At 53.0% G+C, this 14,899-nt stretch carries 20 protein-coding genes and 1 pseudogene; 12 read left to right on the top strand and 9 right to left on the bottom strand.

Annotated features, from left to right (window positions below; genetic code table 11):
- Positions 1–263 precede the first annotated feature (263 nt).
- From BMY49_RS06400 to BMY49_RS06390, 3 genes are all read right to left on the bottom strand, one after another.
- Positions 264–821 (bottom strand): DUF927 domain-containing protein, encoded by a 558-nt coding sequence (locus tag BMY49_RS06400; RefSeq protein WP_082051405.1) that lies wholly within the window; start codon positions 819–821, stop codon positions 264–266.
- Between the two features lie 13 nt (positions 822–834).
- Positions 835–1,032, bottom strand: a complete 198-nt coding sequence (locus tag BMY49_RS06395; RefSeq protein ID WP_082051406.1) for a helix-turn-helix transcriptional regulator — start codon at positions 1,030–1,032, stop codon at positions 835–837.
- Positions 1,033–1,286: 254 nt separating this feature from the next.
- The gene (locus BMY49_RS06390) at positions 1,287–2,177 is read right to left on the bottom strand and encodes a LysR family transcriptional regulator (RefSeq protein WP_208596176.1); all 891 of its coding nucleotides are present in this window, start codon (positions 2,175–2,177) and stop codon (positions 1,287–1,289) included.
- A gap of 138 nt (positions 2,178–2,315) precedes the next feature.
- Here BMY49_RS06390 and BMY49_RS06385 point away from each other — a divergent pair, with 138 nt between their 5' ends.
- From BMY49_RS06385 to BMY49_RS06360, 7 genes are all read left to right on the top strand, one after another.
- Positions 2,316–3,137, top strand: coding sequence for a DODA-type extradiol aromatic ring-opening family dioxygenase (locus BMY49_RS06385; protein ID WP_089675223.1), 822 nt, complete (start codon positions 2,316–2,318; stop codon positions 3,135–3,137).
- A 45-nt stretch (positions 3,138–3,182) separates the two neighbouring features.
- On the top strand, positions 3,183–3,977 hold the full coding sequence (locus BMY49_RS06380; protein WP_089675222.1) for an SDR family NAD(P)-dependent oxidoreductase: 795 nt from the start codon (positions 3,183–3,185) through the stop codon (positions 3,975–3,977).
- A gap of 63 nt (positions 3,978–4,040) precedes the next feature.
- On the top strand, positions 4,041–4,991 hold the full coding sequence (locus tag BMY49_RS06375; RefSeq protein WP_089675221.1) for an aldo/keto reductase: 951 nt from the start codon (positions 4,041–4,043) through the stop codon (positions 4,989–4,991).
- Between the two features lie 18 nt (positions 4,992–5,009).
- On the top strand, positions 5,010–5,609 hold the full coding sequence (locus tag BMY49_RS06370; RefSeq protein WP_208596175.1) for a cytochrome b: 600 nt from the start codon (positions 5,010–5,012) through the stop codon (positions 5,607–5,609).
- Between the two features lie 287 nt (positions 5,610–5,896).
- Entirely contained in the window at positions 5,897–6,361 is a 465-nt protein-coding gene (locus BMY49_RS17755; RefSeq protein WP_244154925.1) for a hypothetical protein, read from the top strand.
- Entirely contained in the window at positions 6,358–6,828 is a 471-nt protein-coding gene (locus BMY49_RS17750) for an FUSC family protein (protein ID WP_244154924.1), read from the top strand. Before BMY49_RS17755 ends, BMY49_RS17750 begins: the two co-directional genes overlap by 4 nt.
- A gap of 61 nt (positions 6,829–6,889) precedes the next feature.
- A complete protein-coding gene (locus BMY49_RS06360) occupies positions 6,890–7,237 on the top strand; it encodes a helicase-related protein (protein ID WP_089675220.1) in 348 nt (115 codons plus the stop codon).
- Positions 7,238–7,280: 43 nt separating this feature from the next.
- On the opposite strand, the gene BMY49_RS06355 is transcribed toward BMY49_RS06360, so the two are convergent.
- From BMY49_RS06355 to rdgB, 6 genes are all read right to left on the bottom strand, one after another.
- Positions 7,281–7,604 (bottom strand): HigA family addiction module antitoxin, encoded by a 324-nt coding sequence (locus BMY49_RS06355; protein ID WP_044628575.1) that lies wholly within the window; start codon positions 7,602–7,604, stop codon positions 7,281–7,283.
- Between the two features lie 14 nt (positions 7,605–7,618).
- A complete protein-coding gene (locus BMY49_RS06350; protein WP_044628576.1) occupies positions 7,619–7,912 on the bottom strand; it encodes a type II toxin-antitoxin system RelE/ParE family toxin in 294 nt (97 codons plus the stop codon).
- Positions 7,913–8,289: 377 nt separating this feature from the next.
- Positions 8,290–9,135, bottom strand: coding sequence for a 23S rRNA (adenine(2030)-N(6))-methyltransferase RlmJ (locus BMY49_RS06345; protein WP_089675219.1), 846 nt, complete (start codon positions 9,133–9,135; stop codon positions 8,290–8,292).
- Between the two features lie 85 nt (positions 9,136–9,220).
- Complete coding sequence (locus BMY49_RS06340; RefSeq protein WP_062361041.1) at positions 9,221–9,892, bottom strand: OmpA family protein; 672 nt, start codon at positions 9,890–9,892, stop codon at positions 9,221–9,223.
- Positions 9,893–9,970: 78 nt separating this feature from the next.
- A complete protein-coding gene (gene hemW / locus BMY49_RS06335; RefSeq protein WP_089675218.1) occupies positions 9,971–11,140 on the bottom strand; it encodes a radical SAM family heme chaperone HemW in 1,170 nt (389 codons plus the stop codon).
- Positions 11,133–11,741 carry an RdgB/HAM1 family non-canonical purine NTP pyrophosphatase gene (gene rdgB, locus BMY49_RS06330; RefSeq protein WP_054641669.1) on the bottom strand — a complete coding sequence of 203 codons (609 nt, stop codon included), beginning with the start codon at positions 11,739–11,741 and terminating at the stop codon, positions 11,133–11,135. The genes hemW and rdgB overlap by 8 nt, the downstream gene beginning before the upstream one ends.
- 285 nt (positions 11,742–12,026) lie before the next feature.
- On the opposite strand from rdgB, the gene BMY49_RS06325 reads away from it, so the two are divergent.
- The 5 genes and pseudogenes from BMY49_RS06325 to BMY49_RS06305 form a co-directional block, all read left to right on the top strand.
- On the top strand, positions 12,027–12,722 hold the full coding sequence (locus tag BMY49_RS06325; RefSeq protein WP_044628581.1) for a LuxR C-terminal-related transcriptional regulator: 696 nt from the start codon (positions 12,027–12,029) through the stop codon (positions 12,720–12,722).
- Between the two features lie 221 nt (positions 12,723–12,943).
- Entirely contained in the window at positions 12,944–13,255 is a 312-nt protein-coding gene (locus BMY49_RS17745; protein WP_228168954.1) for a curli production assembly/transport protein CsgE, read from the top strand.
- Positions 13,255–13,665: a curli assembly protein CsgF gene (locus BMY49_RS06315; RefSeq protein WP_044628583.1), complete on the top strand. Its 411-nt coding sequence runs from the start codon at positions 13,255–13,257 to the stop codon at positions 13,663–13,665. The genes BMY49_RS17745 and BMY49_RS06315 overlap by 1 nt, the downstream gene beginning before the upstream one ends.
- A gap of 55 nt (positions 13,666–13,720) precedes the next feature.
- Positions 13,721–14,551, top strand: coding sequence for a CsgG/HfaB family protein (locus tag BMY49_RS06310; protein WP_089675217.1), 831 nt, complete (start codon positions 13,721–13,723; stop codon positions 14,549–14,551).
- 111 nt (positions 14,552–14,662) lie between these two features.
- A pseudogene (locus BMY49_RS06305) lies at positions 14,663–14,899 on the top strand (IS1380 family transposase); the annotation flags it as partial.

The raw sequence follows: 14,899 nt of genomic DNA, 5'->3' as shown, positions 1-14,899 counted from the left end.
GCATCCAACAAAATAAAAACAAGTAATTGTTTTATAAAGAATTTTATTCTATTTCTTTGCAGGAAATTTGATCCGTTTTGCCCCCTCTTGCTCCGTATGTGCTCCGAGTATAAGTTTTCGGAGCACTCGGAGCACAAAAGGAGCAAAACATGAAAATCACTATCCAGAAACGCGAACCAGACAAGAACGGCCACCGTTCCTTGCGACTGGTCTACTATCATGGTTCCAAGACGGGTCAGAACGGTTCTCGGGCGCAGAAGCGCTCATATGAGCCCCTGAACCTGTTCCTCTACGACAAACCCCGCCTTACAAAAAATGGCTAAGAGATTGCCTCGGCACAACTGACCAACATACGTTTGCCAGTCACTCAGGCTGCCGGACTCCTGCAACGTCGGAGAACCAGACAGTTGGCCTACAAAATGGTGTGGTTCGTCAGCGGCTCCAATCGTCCAGTTACTCGTAGCGAACACAGAGCCGTGCCAACCCGTGCGATTCACCACTGTCGCCGGTTCGGCCAGCGCCATCTGTTCCAACAGATAGTGTTGAAGCCGGTTCCAGCTTGCTCCACCTGGTGCTAATGGGTAGCCACTATCAACCAACATATCCCTGATTTGTCGGGAGTGTTCGCTGTTGAGGTCACGGGCATAAACAACTTCACGAATAATTTCACCGTCATAGTTTTTCCACTCCAAAAGAGCCCCGTGTCCGTGCCGTTTGTCTGGTAGGCGTGTTCGCGATAGCACTCGAATCCAGTCGCCAACACGTTGCCAGCGTTCAGAATGCAGATAAAACAAACCATTTTCGTTCAATTTATATTGCATTGCCTCACCCCACTCACAAATTGTCCAACCAGGTCTTTACATCCTGATAGCGAAAGCGCACCGCTCGACCCCGGGGGTTCGGTTTTACTGGTGCGGGAAATCTGCCCTGCTTTACGTATCGCCTCAAGGTTGCCTGCGACATTTTCAGAACCGTGCAAACCTCTTCATAAGTCAGCAGACACTCTGTGGTGGTGTTTGATTGTTTAGTCATAAATACTCCTGTTTGCTTTTGAATCGTCAGAGCAATGATCAGAAATATTCGTCTTGAGGGAGAACCGTAGAATTACCCTTAAAGGGCACAAAGGCGGGGATGATTAATAAGTTATTGATATTCAAAGAGTAAAAAACCGAAAAAACAGTAAAAATAACGTTTTCCGGGCGAATTAAGGCTTTTTTGCGAACTAAGTCTGACTGTTGGAACAGTGTACAGGTGTAGAGAGGGGCCTTGATTAGAAAGGATAAGATTTACGACGGCCCACATGGCGAGTTCTCAAAAACCTCAACCAGATAGTCGATCATCGCTCTTACTTTGAGGGGTAACCGACGATCAAGCGCGAATAGCACGTGCAGGCCGCCGAGTTCCAGGGGAGGATGATCAAGTTGAAAAGCAACCAGAGTGCCACTGGCCAATGCCTCGGACACGATAAAGCTGGGCTGATATATGATGCCCTGGCCCTGAACGGCGGCAGCAAGAAGTGCGTCGCCATTGTTGGCCATGAGGTTACCTGTTACAGGCACCTGGATCTGACCATCCTGGCCGAATGCCCAGGTACCACTGCGTTGCGCTGAGGAAAGGCTGTAGCTTAGGCAATTGTGGTTTGAGAGTTCGGCAACCCGGTTAGGGGTTCCATGTTTTTGCAGATACTCAGGCGAGGCGCAAAGTCGCATCGGGCAATTACCGAGGCGGCGGGCCCTGAGGTCGCTATCAGCGAGGTGTCCGATGCGGACAATCAGATCCCAGCTGTCTTTAAGTAGATCCTGTTGGGTGTCGCTCAGGCCAAGATCCACTTCAACAAGGGGGTAACGGCGGGTGAATTCCGGTATCAACGGCGCGATGAAGCGTGTACCAAAGGATAACGGTGCATTCAGACGTAATCGGCCCATGGCCTGATGTCGCTGGGCAGACACTTCGGACTCCGCTTCTTCAAGATCCTGAAGAATGCGCTGACAGGCCACCAGGTATTCCCGACCGGTTTCTGTTAGTGTTAATTGACGAGTGGTTCGATGAAGCAATTTCGCGCCGAGCCTGGTTTCCAGTGAATCCAGATGTTTTGTGGCCATTGCCGGCGACATGTTCAGCTCCCGGCCGGCGGCAGACAGACTACCTCTGGAGACTGCCTGAACGAATACCTGCATGCTTGTGTATCGGTCCAGCATCTATTTCCTACCTTCAGTTAAAACAGATCCCTTTTTGAGTCTATTCTCCTTTTATTGGTGTCAATATAACCTGTTCATTGTGATATCTGAACTGTTTAAACCTTCGGAGGCCTGTCGATGCCCACGCAACCAAGAGTACCTGTCAGACAGCCGGTATTTTTTATTCCCCATGGTGCCGGCCCGTGTTTCTTCATGGACTGGAATCCCCGCAATACGTGGGACGGTATGGCCGACTTTCTTCAAAGCGTCATCGGGCGTTTGCCAGAAAAGCCGACGGCCATCCTGCTGGTATCCGCCCACTGGCGCACTCCAGAGTTTCGTGTGACCGCCGGCAACCAGCCCGATCTCATTTATGACTATTACGGTTTTCCCGACCACACCTATGAGTTGACTTATCCGGCTCCGGGTGCGCCGGCATTGGCGCATCGCATAAGTCGTCTTCTGGTCGGGGCACAGCAAAACACCCTTGAGGATTCCGCGCGAGGTTTCGATCACGGAATGTTTATTCCGCTCAAAGTGATGTTCCCAGATGCTGATATACCCGTGGTCCAGTTGTCGTTGCGCCAGGATCTGGACCCTGAGGCGCACCTGCAAGCGGGCAGGGCTCTGGCACCACTGCGTGACGAGGGTGTGTTGATTCTCGGCAGTGGCATGAGCTTCCACAACATGCGCGGCTACGGTGACAAGCGGTTTACGCCGCTTTCCGAGGCATTCGATGACTGGCTGACGGACGCGATCGAAGGTGACTCCGGAGTTCGTTATCAGCGCCTGAGGGAATGGTTTCAGGCACCGCATGCCCTCGATTGTCATCCGCATGGAGACGAGGAACACCTGATCCCATTGATGGTGGCAGCGGGGGCGGCGGACGCGGCGCCCGGTAAGAAGGTTTACTCAGAACAGGTGATGGAAACCCAATTGTCGGCGTTTCAATTTGGCTGAGTGGGCGATGGCCCCTCAAAAATCATTGGCAAGAGGAACAGAATAATGAAGATTGAACTTACCGGAAAACAAGCGTTGGTAACCGGATCCACTGCGGGCATCGGGTTGGCCATTGCCCAGGGACTGGCCGAGGCCGGTGCCTCGGTAACCGTCGTAGGGCGTGACCAGGCCAAAGTGGATAAGGCCCTGGCCGAGATAGCCAGAACCAGCGGTCGGGACGATGCAAAAGGCATTATCGCGGACCCGGGTACCGCTGAAGGCTGCCGAACCATCATCGAACAGCTGCCTGAGGTGGATGTTCTGGTCAACAATCTGGGTATTTATGGCGGCGTTCCGTTCTTTGACATTGACGATGCTGCCTGGGAAGAGATCTTCCAGGTAAACGTGATGAGTGGTGTTCGACTCGCCCGGCATTATGCCATCGGCATGAAGGCCCGCGGCTGGGGCCGTATCCAGTTCATCTCCAGTGAATCGGCGCTGAATATTCCCTCCGAGATGGTGCATTACGGCGTGAGCAAGGCGGCGCTGCAAGGGGTTTCCCGGGGACTGGCCAAGGTTCTTGCCGGTACCGGTGTGACCGTGAACAGCATCCTTCCCGGTCCGACCCGTACTGAAGGCACCAAGGCCATGATGGCCGACCTGGCGGCTGAGCGGGGAGTCTCTCCCGAAGAAATGGAAACTCTGTTCCTGGACGAAAACCGACCTTCCACGCTGCTCAGACGTTTTGCGGAACCGGAAGAAGTTGCCAGTCTCTGTGTCTATGCCGCGTCTCCACAGGCCAGTGCCACCACAGGTGCAGCCCTGCGTGTTGAAGGTGGCATTGTGGAAAGCATTGCCTGAAATCATCGGCCGGGGCCACCCGGCCGATTCACCCACTGACAGTTATTTTTTGAGGGAGGCATCATGAGTCTTCAGAAGAAACCCCTTGGGAAATCCGGTTTGGAGATAGCCCCACTGGTGTTTGGCGGAAACGTGTTTGGCTGGACAGCCGATGATAATCGCTCTTTTCAGCTACTCGACCGGTTCGTGGAGCAGGGCTTCAACGCCATTGACACGGCCGACGTTTATTCTGCCTGGGCACCGGGCCTTGAGGGTGGCGAGTCGGAAGCGGTTATCGGTCGATGGCTGAAAAAGCATGGACGTCGTGATGACGTTATTCTCATGAGCAAAGTCGGTATGCTGGAGCGTCGTAAAGGGCTCTCTGCAGCCAATATCGAAGCTGCAATTGAGGATTCGTTGTCACGTCTGGGTACTGACTACCTGGATGTATACTTCGCCCACATTGATGATCAGGAAGTCCCCTTGGAGGAAACACTGGCCGCATTTGACCGGCTGATCAAGGCCGGTAAGGTGCGGTCCATCGGCGCCTCCAATTATTCGTCCGATCGACTGGAGCAGGCGCTGGCCGTATCCCATGACCATGGGTTCACGCGCTATGAGCTGATCCAGCCACTGTACAACCTACATGGCCGGGCTGATTTCGAGTCGTCGCTGGCGAAAGTCGCAAGCAAGTGCAGTCTTGGCGTGGTGAGCTACTTTTCCCTGGCCAGTGGATTTCTGACCGGCAAATACGCTCAGCTGTCAGACCTCGACGGCAACCCCCGGGCTGACTTTCTCAAAGGTTATTTCAGCGACCGTGGGCTGCGCATTCTGGATACCCTGATGGCCGTTTCGCAGGAGCTCTCAGCAAAACCGTCCCAAGTGGCACTAGCCTGGCTGCTCCACCAGCCGGAACTGACCGCACCGATTGTCAGTTCCACATCGCTGTCTCAACTGGATGAGATATTGGCTTCGGTGAACCTGTCACTACCGGAAGAGGCGCTACTCAGGCTGGACGCCGCCAGTAGACAGTGACATTGAGATGAGGTCTGATTGAGTGTACATTCTGGCCTCAACTTCCCCGGCACCACCTACAATGGTAATGAAATCCAAAAAACGGAGAACCAAATCATGGTCCACGACTCACGTGAGCGGTACGGCGCTCTCACCAAACTGTTGCACTGGTCGATGGCCCTGCTGGTGTTCTGGCAGCTGCTCAAGTTTGGTGATCGAATCGCCGACGGCGAACACTGGGTAGGACAAACGCTGGTGCCCTGGCATATCTCCATAGGCTCGCTGATGCTGCTGCTGATTCTGGTACGCCTGGCCTGGGCCGCTGGCCAGCGCCATCAGCGCCCGCAGCAAGATCCAGCGCAGGCTATGTTGGTCAAGGCCGGTCATGGGGCGTTGTATCTTGGCCTGCTGCTGATGCCGATAACCGGGATGATGGTCATGCTGGGGGGTGGCTATGGCGTTACGGCGTTCGATATCGAGATTTTTGCTGAGGGTGAGGAAATTGCCTGGGCCCAAGCCGTGGGACAGCTCCATTCGCCAATCGCGTGGATTTTGACCGTTTTGATTGTTGGTCATATTGGTATGGCACTGATTCATCACTTTGTGAAAAGAGACGAAACACTTAAACGTATGGTGTGATGAGGGAATCTCCAAAACCAAAAAATCTCGTTAGGGCGCGCCTCGATTGCGGAAACTCCGAATAGATCAACGAAGCACAAGGTTAGTATGCTAATCACGTAGGTGGTTATCTAAATTTGTCGGAGGTCGGGTGCATCCACGCTTATCCAGATTAAAAAGTCGATTAGCCGCAACTCGGTTTCTGCTTTCACGGCCACAGTTAAAAGAAAGCCTTGCTATAGTTTAATCAGCCTGGTTTCAGGAATTCGGCCCTGGCCGGACTACAAGTCGCTATCGCGGCGCTGGTTGTGCTTCCGCTGATCCAGCTATCTGCCTTTTCTCACCTGATTGGTTTTGCTTCGCTAGGTACCTTAGTGGCTTTGTTCGGCCGCTTTGCGGCGCCGTCACGCCGGGGTATTACTGTTTTCCTTTGTTTACTGTGCCAGACGGCAACCGTCTTTTTGATGTCCCTCGTGGCTTGGCTGGAGGTGCCCATGGTTGGCCAACTAGCCATTCTGGCACTGGTGTGCGGTATCCTGTTTTACATCGTCAACGTTGCCAATTTCGGCCCGCCAGGTGCGTTGATCTTCATATTCGCCGCCAGCGTCTCAATGGGGCAGGTTGATGACTTTTCCTCTGTCATCGAACGCTCGGCTGCCACTGCATTGGCGGCAGGCCTTGCATGGCTGGTGGTGATGACCACCGAGGTGTTCCGCCACGATACACCGGTGGCACAGGATTGGTTCAAAGGCCGGCCCGCCAGGCCCGCATGACGTTGGGCTCCGCCGTGGCAGCTTATGTTGCTTATGGGTTTGGTGGGCAGCATGCTGGTTGGGCTGCCATGGGCGCTGTCGCCGTGTTACAGGGTAGCCATTTGCATATCAGCATGAGTCGAGCCCTACAGCGCACCGTAGGCAACGTATTTGGCGCTCTTCTTGTAGCTTTGGTGCTGCTAAGCCAGCCCTCTGTTTGGACCATTATTGTTCTGGTGGTGATACTGTCGTTCGCCACCGAGATCATCATCGGATCGAATTACGGGCTGGGCCAGATTCTGGTTACACCCATGGCGCTGCTGATGAGTTATCTGGCGGCGCCTGACCTTGCCGGCATGGCCATGGTGCAAGAGCGGGTAGTGGATACCCTCATAGGAACTACTGTCGGGATCTGTTTTGCAATCCTGTTTTCGACCCTGGACGACCGTGCTCATTTGCTCACTCATCACATAAATCGCAGAAGGTAAGTTGCAGCTATTTGGACAACTGGGTTGAAAATTACCGGAAAGCAGCGCCCGCAACCGGGAGATAATTCGGGATGTCGTACATAGTGTGAAAAATCATGCAAACTGCCTTTTGCTCACAGAGCGACGCGATCATGCTGAGACGTTGGCCAGGCTGTTGGAAGCTGAATCCATATCGTCGGTAGTATTGCGCGGAGGGATGCGCGTCAGAGAGCGTCAAACGGCGGAATCGCAGTTATATAAAGCTCAAGTTATTGTTGCAACCGGGAAGTACATAGGAGAAGGCTTTGACTTGCCTCGACTGGACGTCAGTCTGCCAATGCTTGAACGCATGTTCCGAAAGCGCGAGAAAGGCTACAAGGCAATGGGGTATCAGTTTGCTCACTCCTGGCCGAAAACCCGACTGCTCTAGAGGTTGAGGGACACAGTGAACAGATGGAAACCCGATATGTTCTTCAGGCCTGCTTTAGTGGCAGTACTTGCGGCTTTACCCGTTTCACATTTTTCGCTTCCTGCTCATAGGCACGATGACGAACATCCCATAACTCAACTGCGTGCTGAACATTCAGCCAGAACTCTGGCGTATTCCCCAAAGCCGCTGCGAGTTTGATGGCCATGGGTGCTGTCAGCGTGCCTTTGTCATGCGCAATCCGGCTGAGTGTATTTCTGTGCACACCCATTGCTTCGGCAAGCTCACTGATTTCGATGTTCATCGGCTCCAGAAACTCGCTGACCAGCATTTCGCCAACTGTCACTGGACGACGTTTTGTATTCCTCATTACCATAACCTCCTCTAGCCCTTGTAAACATGCGGGTCTAGATATGTATCTTGGGCGGTGCCATCTTCCCAGCGAAAAATCAGGCGATACTGTTTGTTAACCCGAATGGAACACCATCCAGAAAGGTTTCCCTGCAAATGTTCAAAACGGTTACCCGGCGGAATCCTCAAGTCTGACTCCTGCGTCGCGGCATCCAGAATCTGAATCTTTCTGAACAGAGCGCCTTCAATAGTGCTGGGTATTTTCTTGTGGCTTTGGTCTTCGTCGTAGAAAGCCTCCAGCCATATATCCCTGAATTCAACCGCCATAGTTACCTGATCGCTTTTTAGTCATTTTATGCACAACAACGTTGTGCGTCAAGTCCGTTCAAAATGAGAACGGATCCGTTTAGAAAACGATGTTACTATAATTTTGTTTGGCAGAAGGGGCTGAAATAGCGATCTCAAGGCACTGATTTCATAGAGATAAAAGCGTATACAAGGCTCCCAGTTTCCCACTTATCCCAGTTTAAAATGGGTCGTCAGGGGCCGACGCCGAGGAAATTTGCCAATATTTACACTTTTTTTCGCAAATTTCAGCACTCCAATAGTGCTCCACGATCCTCATAAACCTATGTTTTTAAAGTGTTTTATACATTCTGCATCGGTAAATAGTCCCCACCACTCGCCGCCGCCACTCGCCGCCACTACTCACCTACAAGCCATTTAGCGCGGTAGTGGCTGTCGCTCCCCAGCAGTGGTGTCACCTGCGACATCGCTGCAGCAAGCTGCTCATCCAGCCCCCAGGGCGGATTGATGACCACCATGCCGCTACCGTACATCCCGTGCGCACTCTCCCCCGCGGCCCGTAACAGCAGCTCGCTGTGCCAAATCTTGCGAATGCCACTCGCTTCAAGGCCGCTGAGCAACGTTTCGTGATGCCCAGCAGGCAGCAGCGGGTACCAAATCATCACCACGGCGTGGCGCGCTTTTTCCAGGGTATAAGCAACGGTTTCAACGACCCCTTGATACTCCGCTTTGCGCTCGTAGCTAGGGTCTACTAACACGCACATTCGTGGCGACGACACCGGCACCAACTGTTTCAGCCCCTGCAACCCATCGCCATATACGCGACGTGCCTGCTTTGGCAGCGTCTGACCACTCAAATGTTCATGCTCACCCGGGTGTAGTTCAAATAGACGCAGTTGGTCATGGTCACGTAGCGCCTTAGCAAGCCACCAGGGTGACCCCGGGTAGTGAGATAGCACATCAGCGTTGGGTTGCGCTGAATTCAAAGCGGTAAGCCAACGGCTAAGCAACGGGTCGCTCAGCTGCTGTCGTGCCTGCCAGAGCGGAGCGATGCCTTCCCGATACTCTTGAAGCCGCTGGGTCTCTTTGGAGGCTAGCGGATAGAGGCCTCTCCCCGCATGACTATCAACATATGTAATTGCTGATTTTTTACGTAATAAATAATCAGCCACCGCAAAAAGCGTTAAATGCTTCTGGACATCGGCAAAGTTTCCGGCGTGGTAGGCGTGTTGATACGACAGCATGGCAGCTCGCTAGCAATTGAACAAAAAAAAAGCCCGCTATGTGAGCATAGCGGGCGTTGGACGGCAATGCCGAGATTAACGCATATTACTGGCCGTTGCCGGTAGGCGTCAGGGTGATTTCTACACGACGGTTCTGCGCGCGGCCCTGCTCGGTAGCATTGCTTGCCACCGGCTGGTTAGCACCATAGCCCATGGTGTTCAACCGCATGGAGGACACGCCGTTCTGACTCAGGTAGCTACCAACCGACTGGGCACGGCGCTCTGAAAGGCGCTGGTTGTAGCTGGCATCACCGGTACTGTCCGTGTGGCCGGCAATGTTTACACGGGTATCGGTGTACTGAGTGAGAACATTCGCCACTTCGTTCAGGGCGCTGCGCGCATCAGCTGTGAGTTCAGCGGAATCAAACCCGAACGTGACGCTGCTAGGCATGTTAAGCACAATATCATCGCCACGGCGGTCAATTTCAATACGCGAGCCTTGCAGATTGTCACGCAACTGCTGCTCTTGACGGTCCATATAAGCACCCATACCCGCGCCGGCAGCCGCGCCTACTGCGGCGCCAATTAGCGCACGGTCACGACGGCTCGTACTGCCATCACCGGATAAAGCGCCCGCCGCTGCACCAATCGCTGCACCAATGCCGGTGCCCATGGCGGTGCTCGAGCGCTGCGTTTGACCGCCGTAAGGATCGGACGTCGCGCAGCCAGCCAGTAATATCGCCGCTGCCAGTGGGGTCAGTAGTCGAGAAATACGCATCACTCACTCCTTGCTTATGATTGGGTTATTGCCTTATTGATCGCTGGTCACTTGTACTGATCACTTCACTTGTACTGATCACTCTTCGCTGATTAAGGCCAGCAACTCATTTAAGAATAATAGACCTTGAGGCGATGCACGCAGCTTTTCAGGCATTTCCATTAAAAGTCCTTTTTCTTGAGCACTGTGTAAACGCGCAAGTAACAGTGCCTCTGGTTGGCCAGTGTGAGCCGCCCAATCCGCCAATGGTACCCCTTCGGTTAAACGCAGCGCGTTCATGGCAAACTCAAGGGGCAGCTCCAGGGGTTCGATGAGCTGCTGACCTGCCACAAAACCACGTGGGTCGTTAGCGCGACGCAGGTAGGCATCGGGTTGGCGTGTTTTCCAACGCCGCTCAATCTGCCACGCCCCCTGGGAGTCTATTTGGGTGAGTTTTCCATGAGCGCCTGCGCCAATCCCCAGGTAGTCGCCAAATCGCCAGTAGTTCAGGTTATGGCGGCTCTGTAGCCCTGGGCGGGCATAAGCGGAAATTTCGTAGCGCTTTAAGCCAGCCTGTTCAAGACGCTGGTGACCTGCTTCCTGAATGTCCCACAACGCCTCCTCCTCCGGCAAAGGAGGAGGGTGAGAAAAAAACGCCGTATTGGGCTCCAGGGTGAGTTGGTACCACGAAAGATGCTCAGGATCGAGGGCAAGCGCCTGATCAATATCTTCCATGGATTGCTCAGGTGTTTGTTGGGGCAAGCCGTGCATGAGATCGATATTGAGGTTATCGAATCCCGCCGCTCTGGCTTCACCGATGGCAGTCACCGCTTCGTTGCCGGTATGAATTCGCCCCAACGCACTCAGTTGAGTGGGGCGGAAACTCTGCACCCCCAAAGACAATCGATTGATACCGGCTTCCCGATAACCAATGAACCGCTGCTGCTCGGTCGTGCCTGGATTGGCTTCCAGGGTGATTTCAATGCTAGGCGAAAAGGCGAGCCGCTCACGAATGCCATCGAATAACTGTCGATAAAACGTCGGCGATAGCAAGCTAGGCGTGCCGCCACCAATAAAAATGGTTTGAAGAGTACGGCCAGACGCCAGCGCCAAATCGCCGTCCAAATCACTCAGCAAGGCGGCCAAATAGGCCACTTCGGGAAGTTCGCGGTTGTCGGGCTCATGGGAGTTGAAATCGCAGTAAGGACATTTGCGAACACACCACGGCGTATGAATATAAAGCGAGAGCGGCGGCAATCGATTAGCCATGCGCCACCTTTAGAATGTCCACCAACGTGTGTAACGCACGGCCTCGATGGCTCAAGCGGTTCTTCGTTTCACTGGGTAGTTCTGCCACGCTCATCCCCTGATCGGGTAGCCAGAACAGCGGATCGTAGCCAAAACCGCCCTCGCCACGCGGATGAGCCAATACTTCTCCTTCCCAACTACGCTGGACGATCACCGGTACCGGGTCTTCTGCATGGCGTAAATAGACCAACACACACCAGTAACGCGCCGTGCGCTGGCCTTCCGCGCACTCACTCAGCGCTGCCAGCAGTTTCTCGTTGTTACGCTCGTCACTTTTCGGCTCACCGGCATAGCGAGCAGAGTAAATGCCAGGCGCTCCATGCAACGCATCGACCTCCAGACCTGAGTCGTCGGCGAGCGCCGGTAACCCGCTTACGCGACTCGCTTCACGCGCCTTTAACAGCGCATTTTCAACGAACGTTAGTCCTGTCTCTTCGACATCGTGCACATCAAACTCCGCCTGGGGGCGAACATCCAGCCCAAGGGGTGATAGCAACTGATTGAATTCTTTTAATTTTCCAGAATTTCCACTGGCTAAAACGAGCGTATTGGCTGCATTCATAGGGGTGACTCCTTCACATGATGGGGTCAGTTTACGCCTATAGAGAACACAGCTAAAGGCGACTCAATGTTACTCAGTGTATCTTATCACTCAGCACAGTCATGACCATCATCCACTGTTAAATGCATCTAAAAACAATAGCTTGAACTATATGTTACAAAAAAGTAATAACAAAGTTCAAATTACTTTTATGATTATTTTGATAACAAATCTTTACGAAATGCATCTTATAGGCAACACTCATTTGGTCACCTACTCACGCTTTACGCTCATGAGGCCTCCCCAATGTCCCAAGAAAAAACGCACGGCTTGGTGTACATCGTCACCGAAAAAAGCCCCCAGTCGCAGCTTTTTGCCGACTATTTACACGAACACACGGGCTGTACGGTCAGCATTCATTCACCGCGCAGGCCGCTGCCTGCCACCCTTCCCAACAAACTGCTGATCCTTATCGATAGCGATCACATCGGCGTAGAGGAGCTACCCGAGTGGCAGGAAAACCTTCCCGATAGCCTGGCCAAAACCTCACTGGCCGCTTTCAACATCCGCGATATGGACCACGCGCTGGAGGCTTTGTCCTGTGCCCAACTCAAGGGGGTCTTTTATCGTAACGAAAGCCTGGAAGTGATTTGTAAAGGTATCCACGCGCTGTTGGAGGGGGAGCTGTGGATGTCGCGGGATTTGATGGCCCGTTTGATTCTTTTTTACCGAAAGTACCAAAGCAACGCGTTTCGCCCTGCCTGCGGCTTGACCAACCGAGAAATGGAGATCATTTCGTTACTCAGTGCAGGCTCTTCCAATCAACAAATTGCCGACAAACTCTTTGTGAGTGAGCACACGGTTAAATCACATCTTTACAACATCTTTAGAAAAATCAACGTGCACAATCGAATTCAAGCGCTCAATTGGATCCATCAAAACCTGGGACCCATTTTGCCTAATATCGAAACGGCGCGCAGCCTGCAGCGGCATCCGCAATGACTCAATGAGAGATAAGCATCATGGCTGCTAAGCATAAAATTTCTATTGCTCTCTTATGGTGTTTAACAAGCATTGCTAACGCTCAACCAAATGAGCCAGCCGATGCATCGTCACTTACCAGAAATGAGCAGGCCGAGGTAGATGCGATTAACCAATTATCGAGCCCGGACGGACCAGAGATACAAGGCCGGTCAACTGGCAGTAGTGAACTGACCGGAATCATGGTCGACCGTACCATCACCATGGCAGGAAAAACGTTCTACCGCGCCTTTAGCCAGCGAGCAATGGATAACGTCATCATTGGCAATGCCACTATCACCATTCAAGAGCGCCCTGATGCTCGATGGGGCAGTCAGGTATGGGTCATGGAAGGCAGCCGGATGTACTTTAGAACGCAGCTTTCTCCAAGAATCAGCGAGGCTGATCGCGTAGCGGGAGACGCTGTAAAAATCGTCGAAGACGCACTACTCCAACAGCAGCTCTCAGCCGCTTTGACCTCGGACAGAGACTTGGGGAAAGAGGAGATATTTTGATGAAAACGTTAAAGAAAGTCGCCAGCATAGGACTAATGACGATAGCGGTAACGCAAGCACAGGCAGGCAACTTGATCTATCAGCCCATCAACCCTTCGTTTGGTGGTGACCCTTTTGTGGGTAGCTACTTATTAGGTAAAGCACAGGCACAGGACACGACGACGGACCCGAACACACGCAGTGTACAGTCTCTATCATCAACGGAACGTCTACTACAAAACTTGGAGAGCCGGTTGATCTCCCAATTGATTTCTGATGTCAGTCGTGGAGAAGTCGACGAAGGTAGTTTCGATAGCGACGAGTTTGGCGTTGTCGTCAGTGATAGTAGCGGACAGTTAGTGGTTCGTGTCGTCGATAAAATAACCGGCGACGTGACTGAAATTAGCGTAGGCGGTTTATTCAACCCTTAATGATCAAAAGTACACGTTACAACAAAGTACGGCTTAAGGTATTCAGGGGAACACCATGAAAATAATTGCCTCGATCGTCATTGCTGGGCTACTCAGCGGGTGCGCTGGAATGGTAGCCACGTCAGAAAATTTAGAAGGAGCCCAGGCAACGCTAACGCCGAGGGGCGCCACTTATCAAGACTTGGTCTCTTTACCGCCTCCTGCGGGAAAAATATTCGTTTCTGTATATGACTTTAGAGATCAAACCGGACAATATCGACCCGCCCCAGCCAGCACTTTTTCAACCGCTGTCACACAAGGGGCCGCCGCCATGCTTACAGGTGCGCTGGCTGATTCAGGCTGGTTTATACCTTTAGAAAGGGTGGGATTACAGAACCTGTTGACCGAACGACGCATCATTCGCGCTGAATTCGAGCGTTTTGGCCAGCCCGATACCTTGCCTTCACTTCGCGCTGCATCCGTGATGCTCGAAGGAGGCATTATCGCTTATGAATCCAATGTCCGCACGGGCGGTGCGGGGGCGGAGTACTTTGGTATCGGGGCATCGGGTCAGTATCAAGTCGATCAAGTCACGGTGAATTTGCGCGCGGTAGAAATATCCACCGGTGAAATACTTGCCAACGTCACTACCACCAAAACCATTTACTCTAAAGAGCTCAGAGCTGGCGTGTATCGCTTCATCGACTTTAGGCGTTTGCTAGAAGCAGAGGCAGGTATCACCACGAATGAGCCCGTGCAGTTAGCGGTAATGTCCGCTATCGAATCTGCAGTGATTCACTTGATTGCCCGTGGGGTAGAAAACCGTCTTTGGAACCTATCACCAGGGACCAATCTACAGGATACGGTTCTAGGTGACTACCTCAACGAACCTATACCTATGCTTTAAGTAGCTATTCTATCTATTACCTGAATCCGTGAGACCGGCCCCCGGAAGCACTTCTAACCCACTGACCTGCATGGCAATATAGCCATTATCGCCATTCACCCAGACAGTGCCATGCCCAACATAAAGTTCCGCGCCAGTCGCCGCACCCTCACCAGCCACGCCGGGCTGTCCATCATCGGGCAATGCTTCGAGATCGCTGGCGTCGACAGCATCGACAGCCGCTTCCCCACCACGCTGGGCATGCGCACCAGTGACGTGATCAAGAGCTACCTGGGCCTGCTGTGTCTGGGCATGAGCGACTATGACGCTGTCGAGAACTTCCGCCGCGACAAGCCCTTCCAACAACTG

Source organism: Vreelandella aquamarina (genome assembly GCF_900110265.1).
GTDB classification, from domain to species: domain Bacteria; phylum Pseudomonadota; class Gammaproteobacteria; order Pseudomonadales; family Halomonadaceae; genus Vreelandella; species Vreelandella aquamarina.
This window is presented reverse-complemented; position numbering and strand designations above follow the sequence as displayed.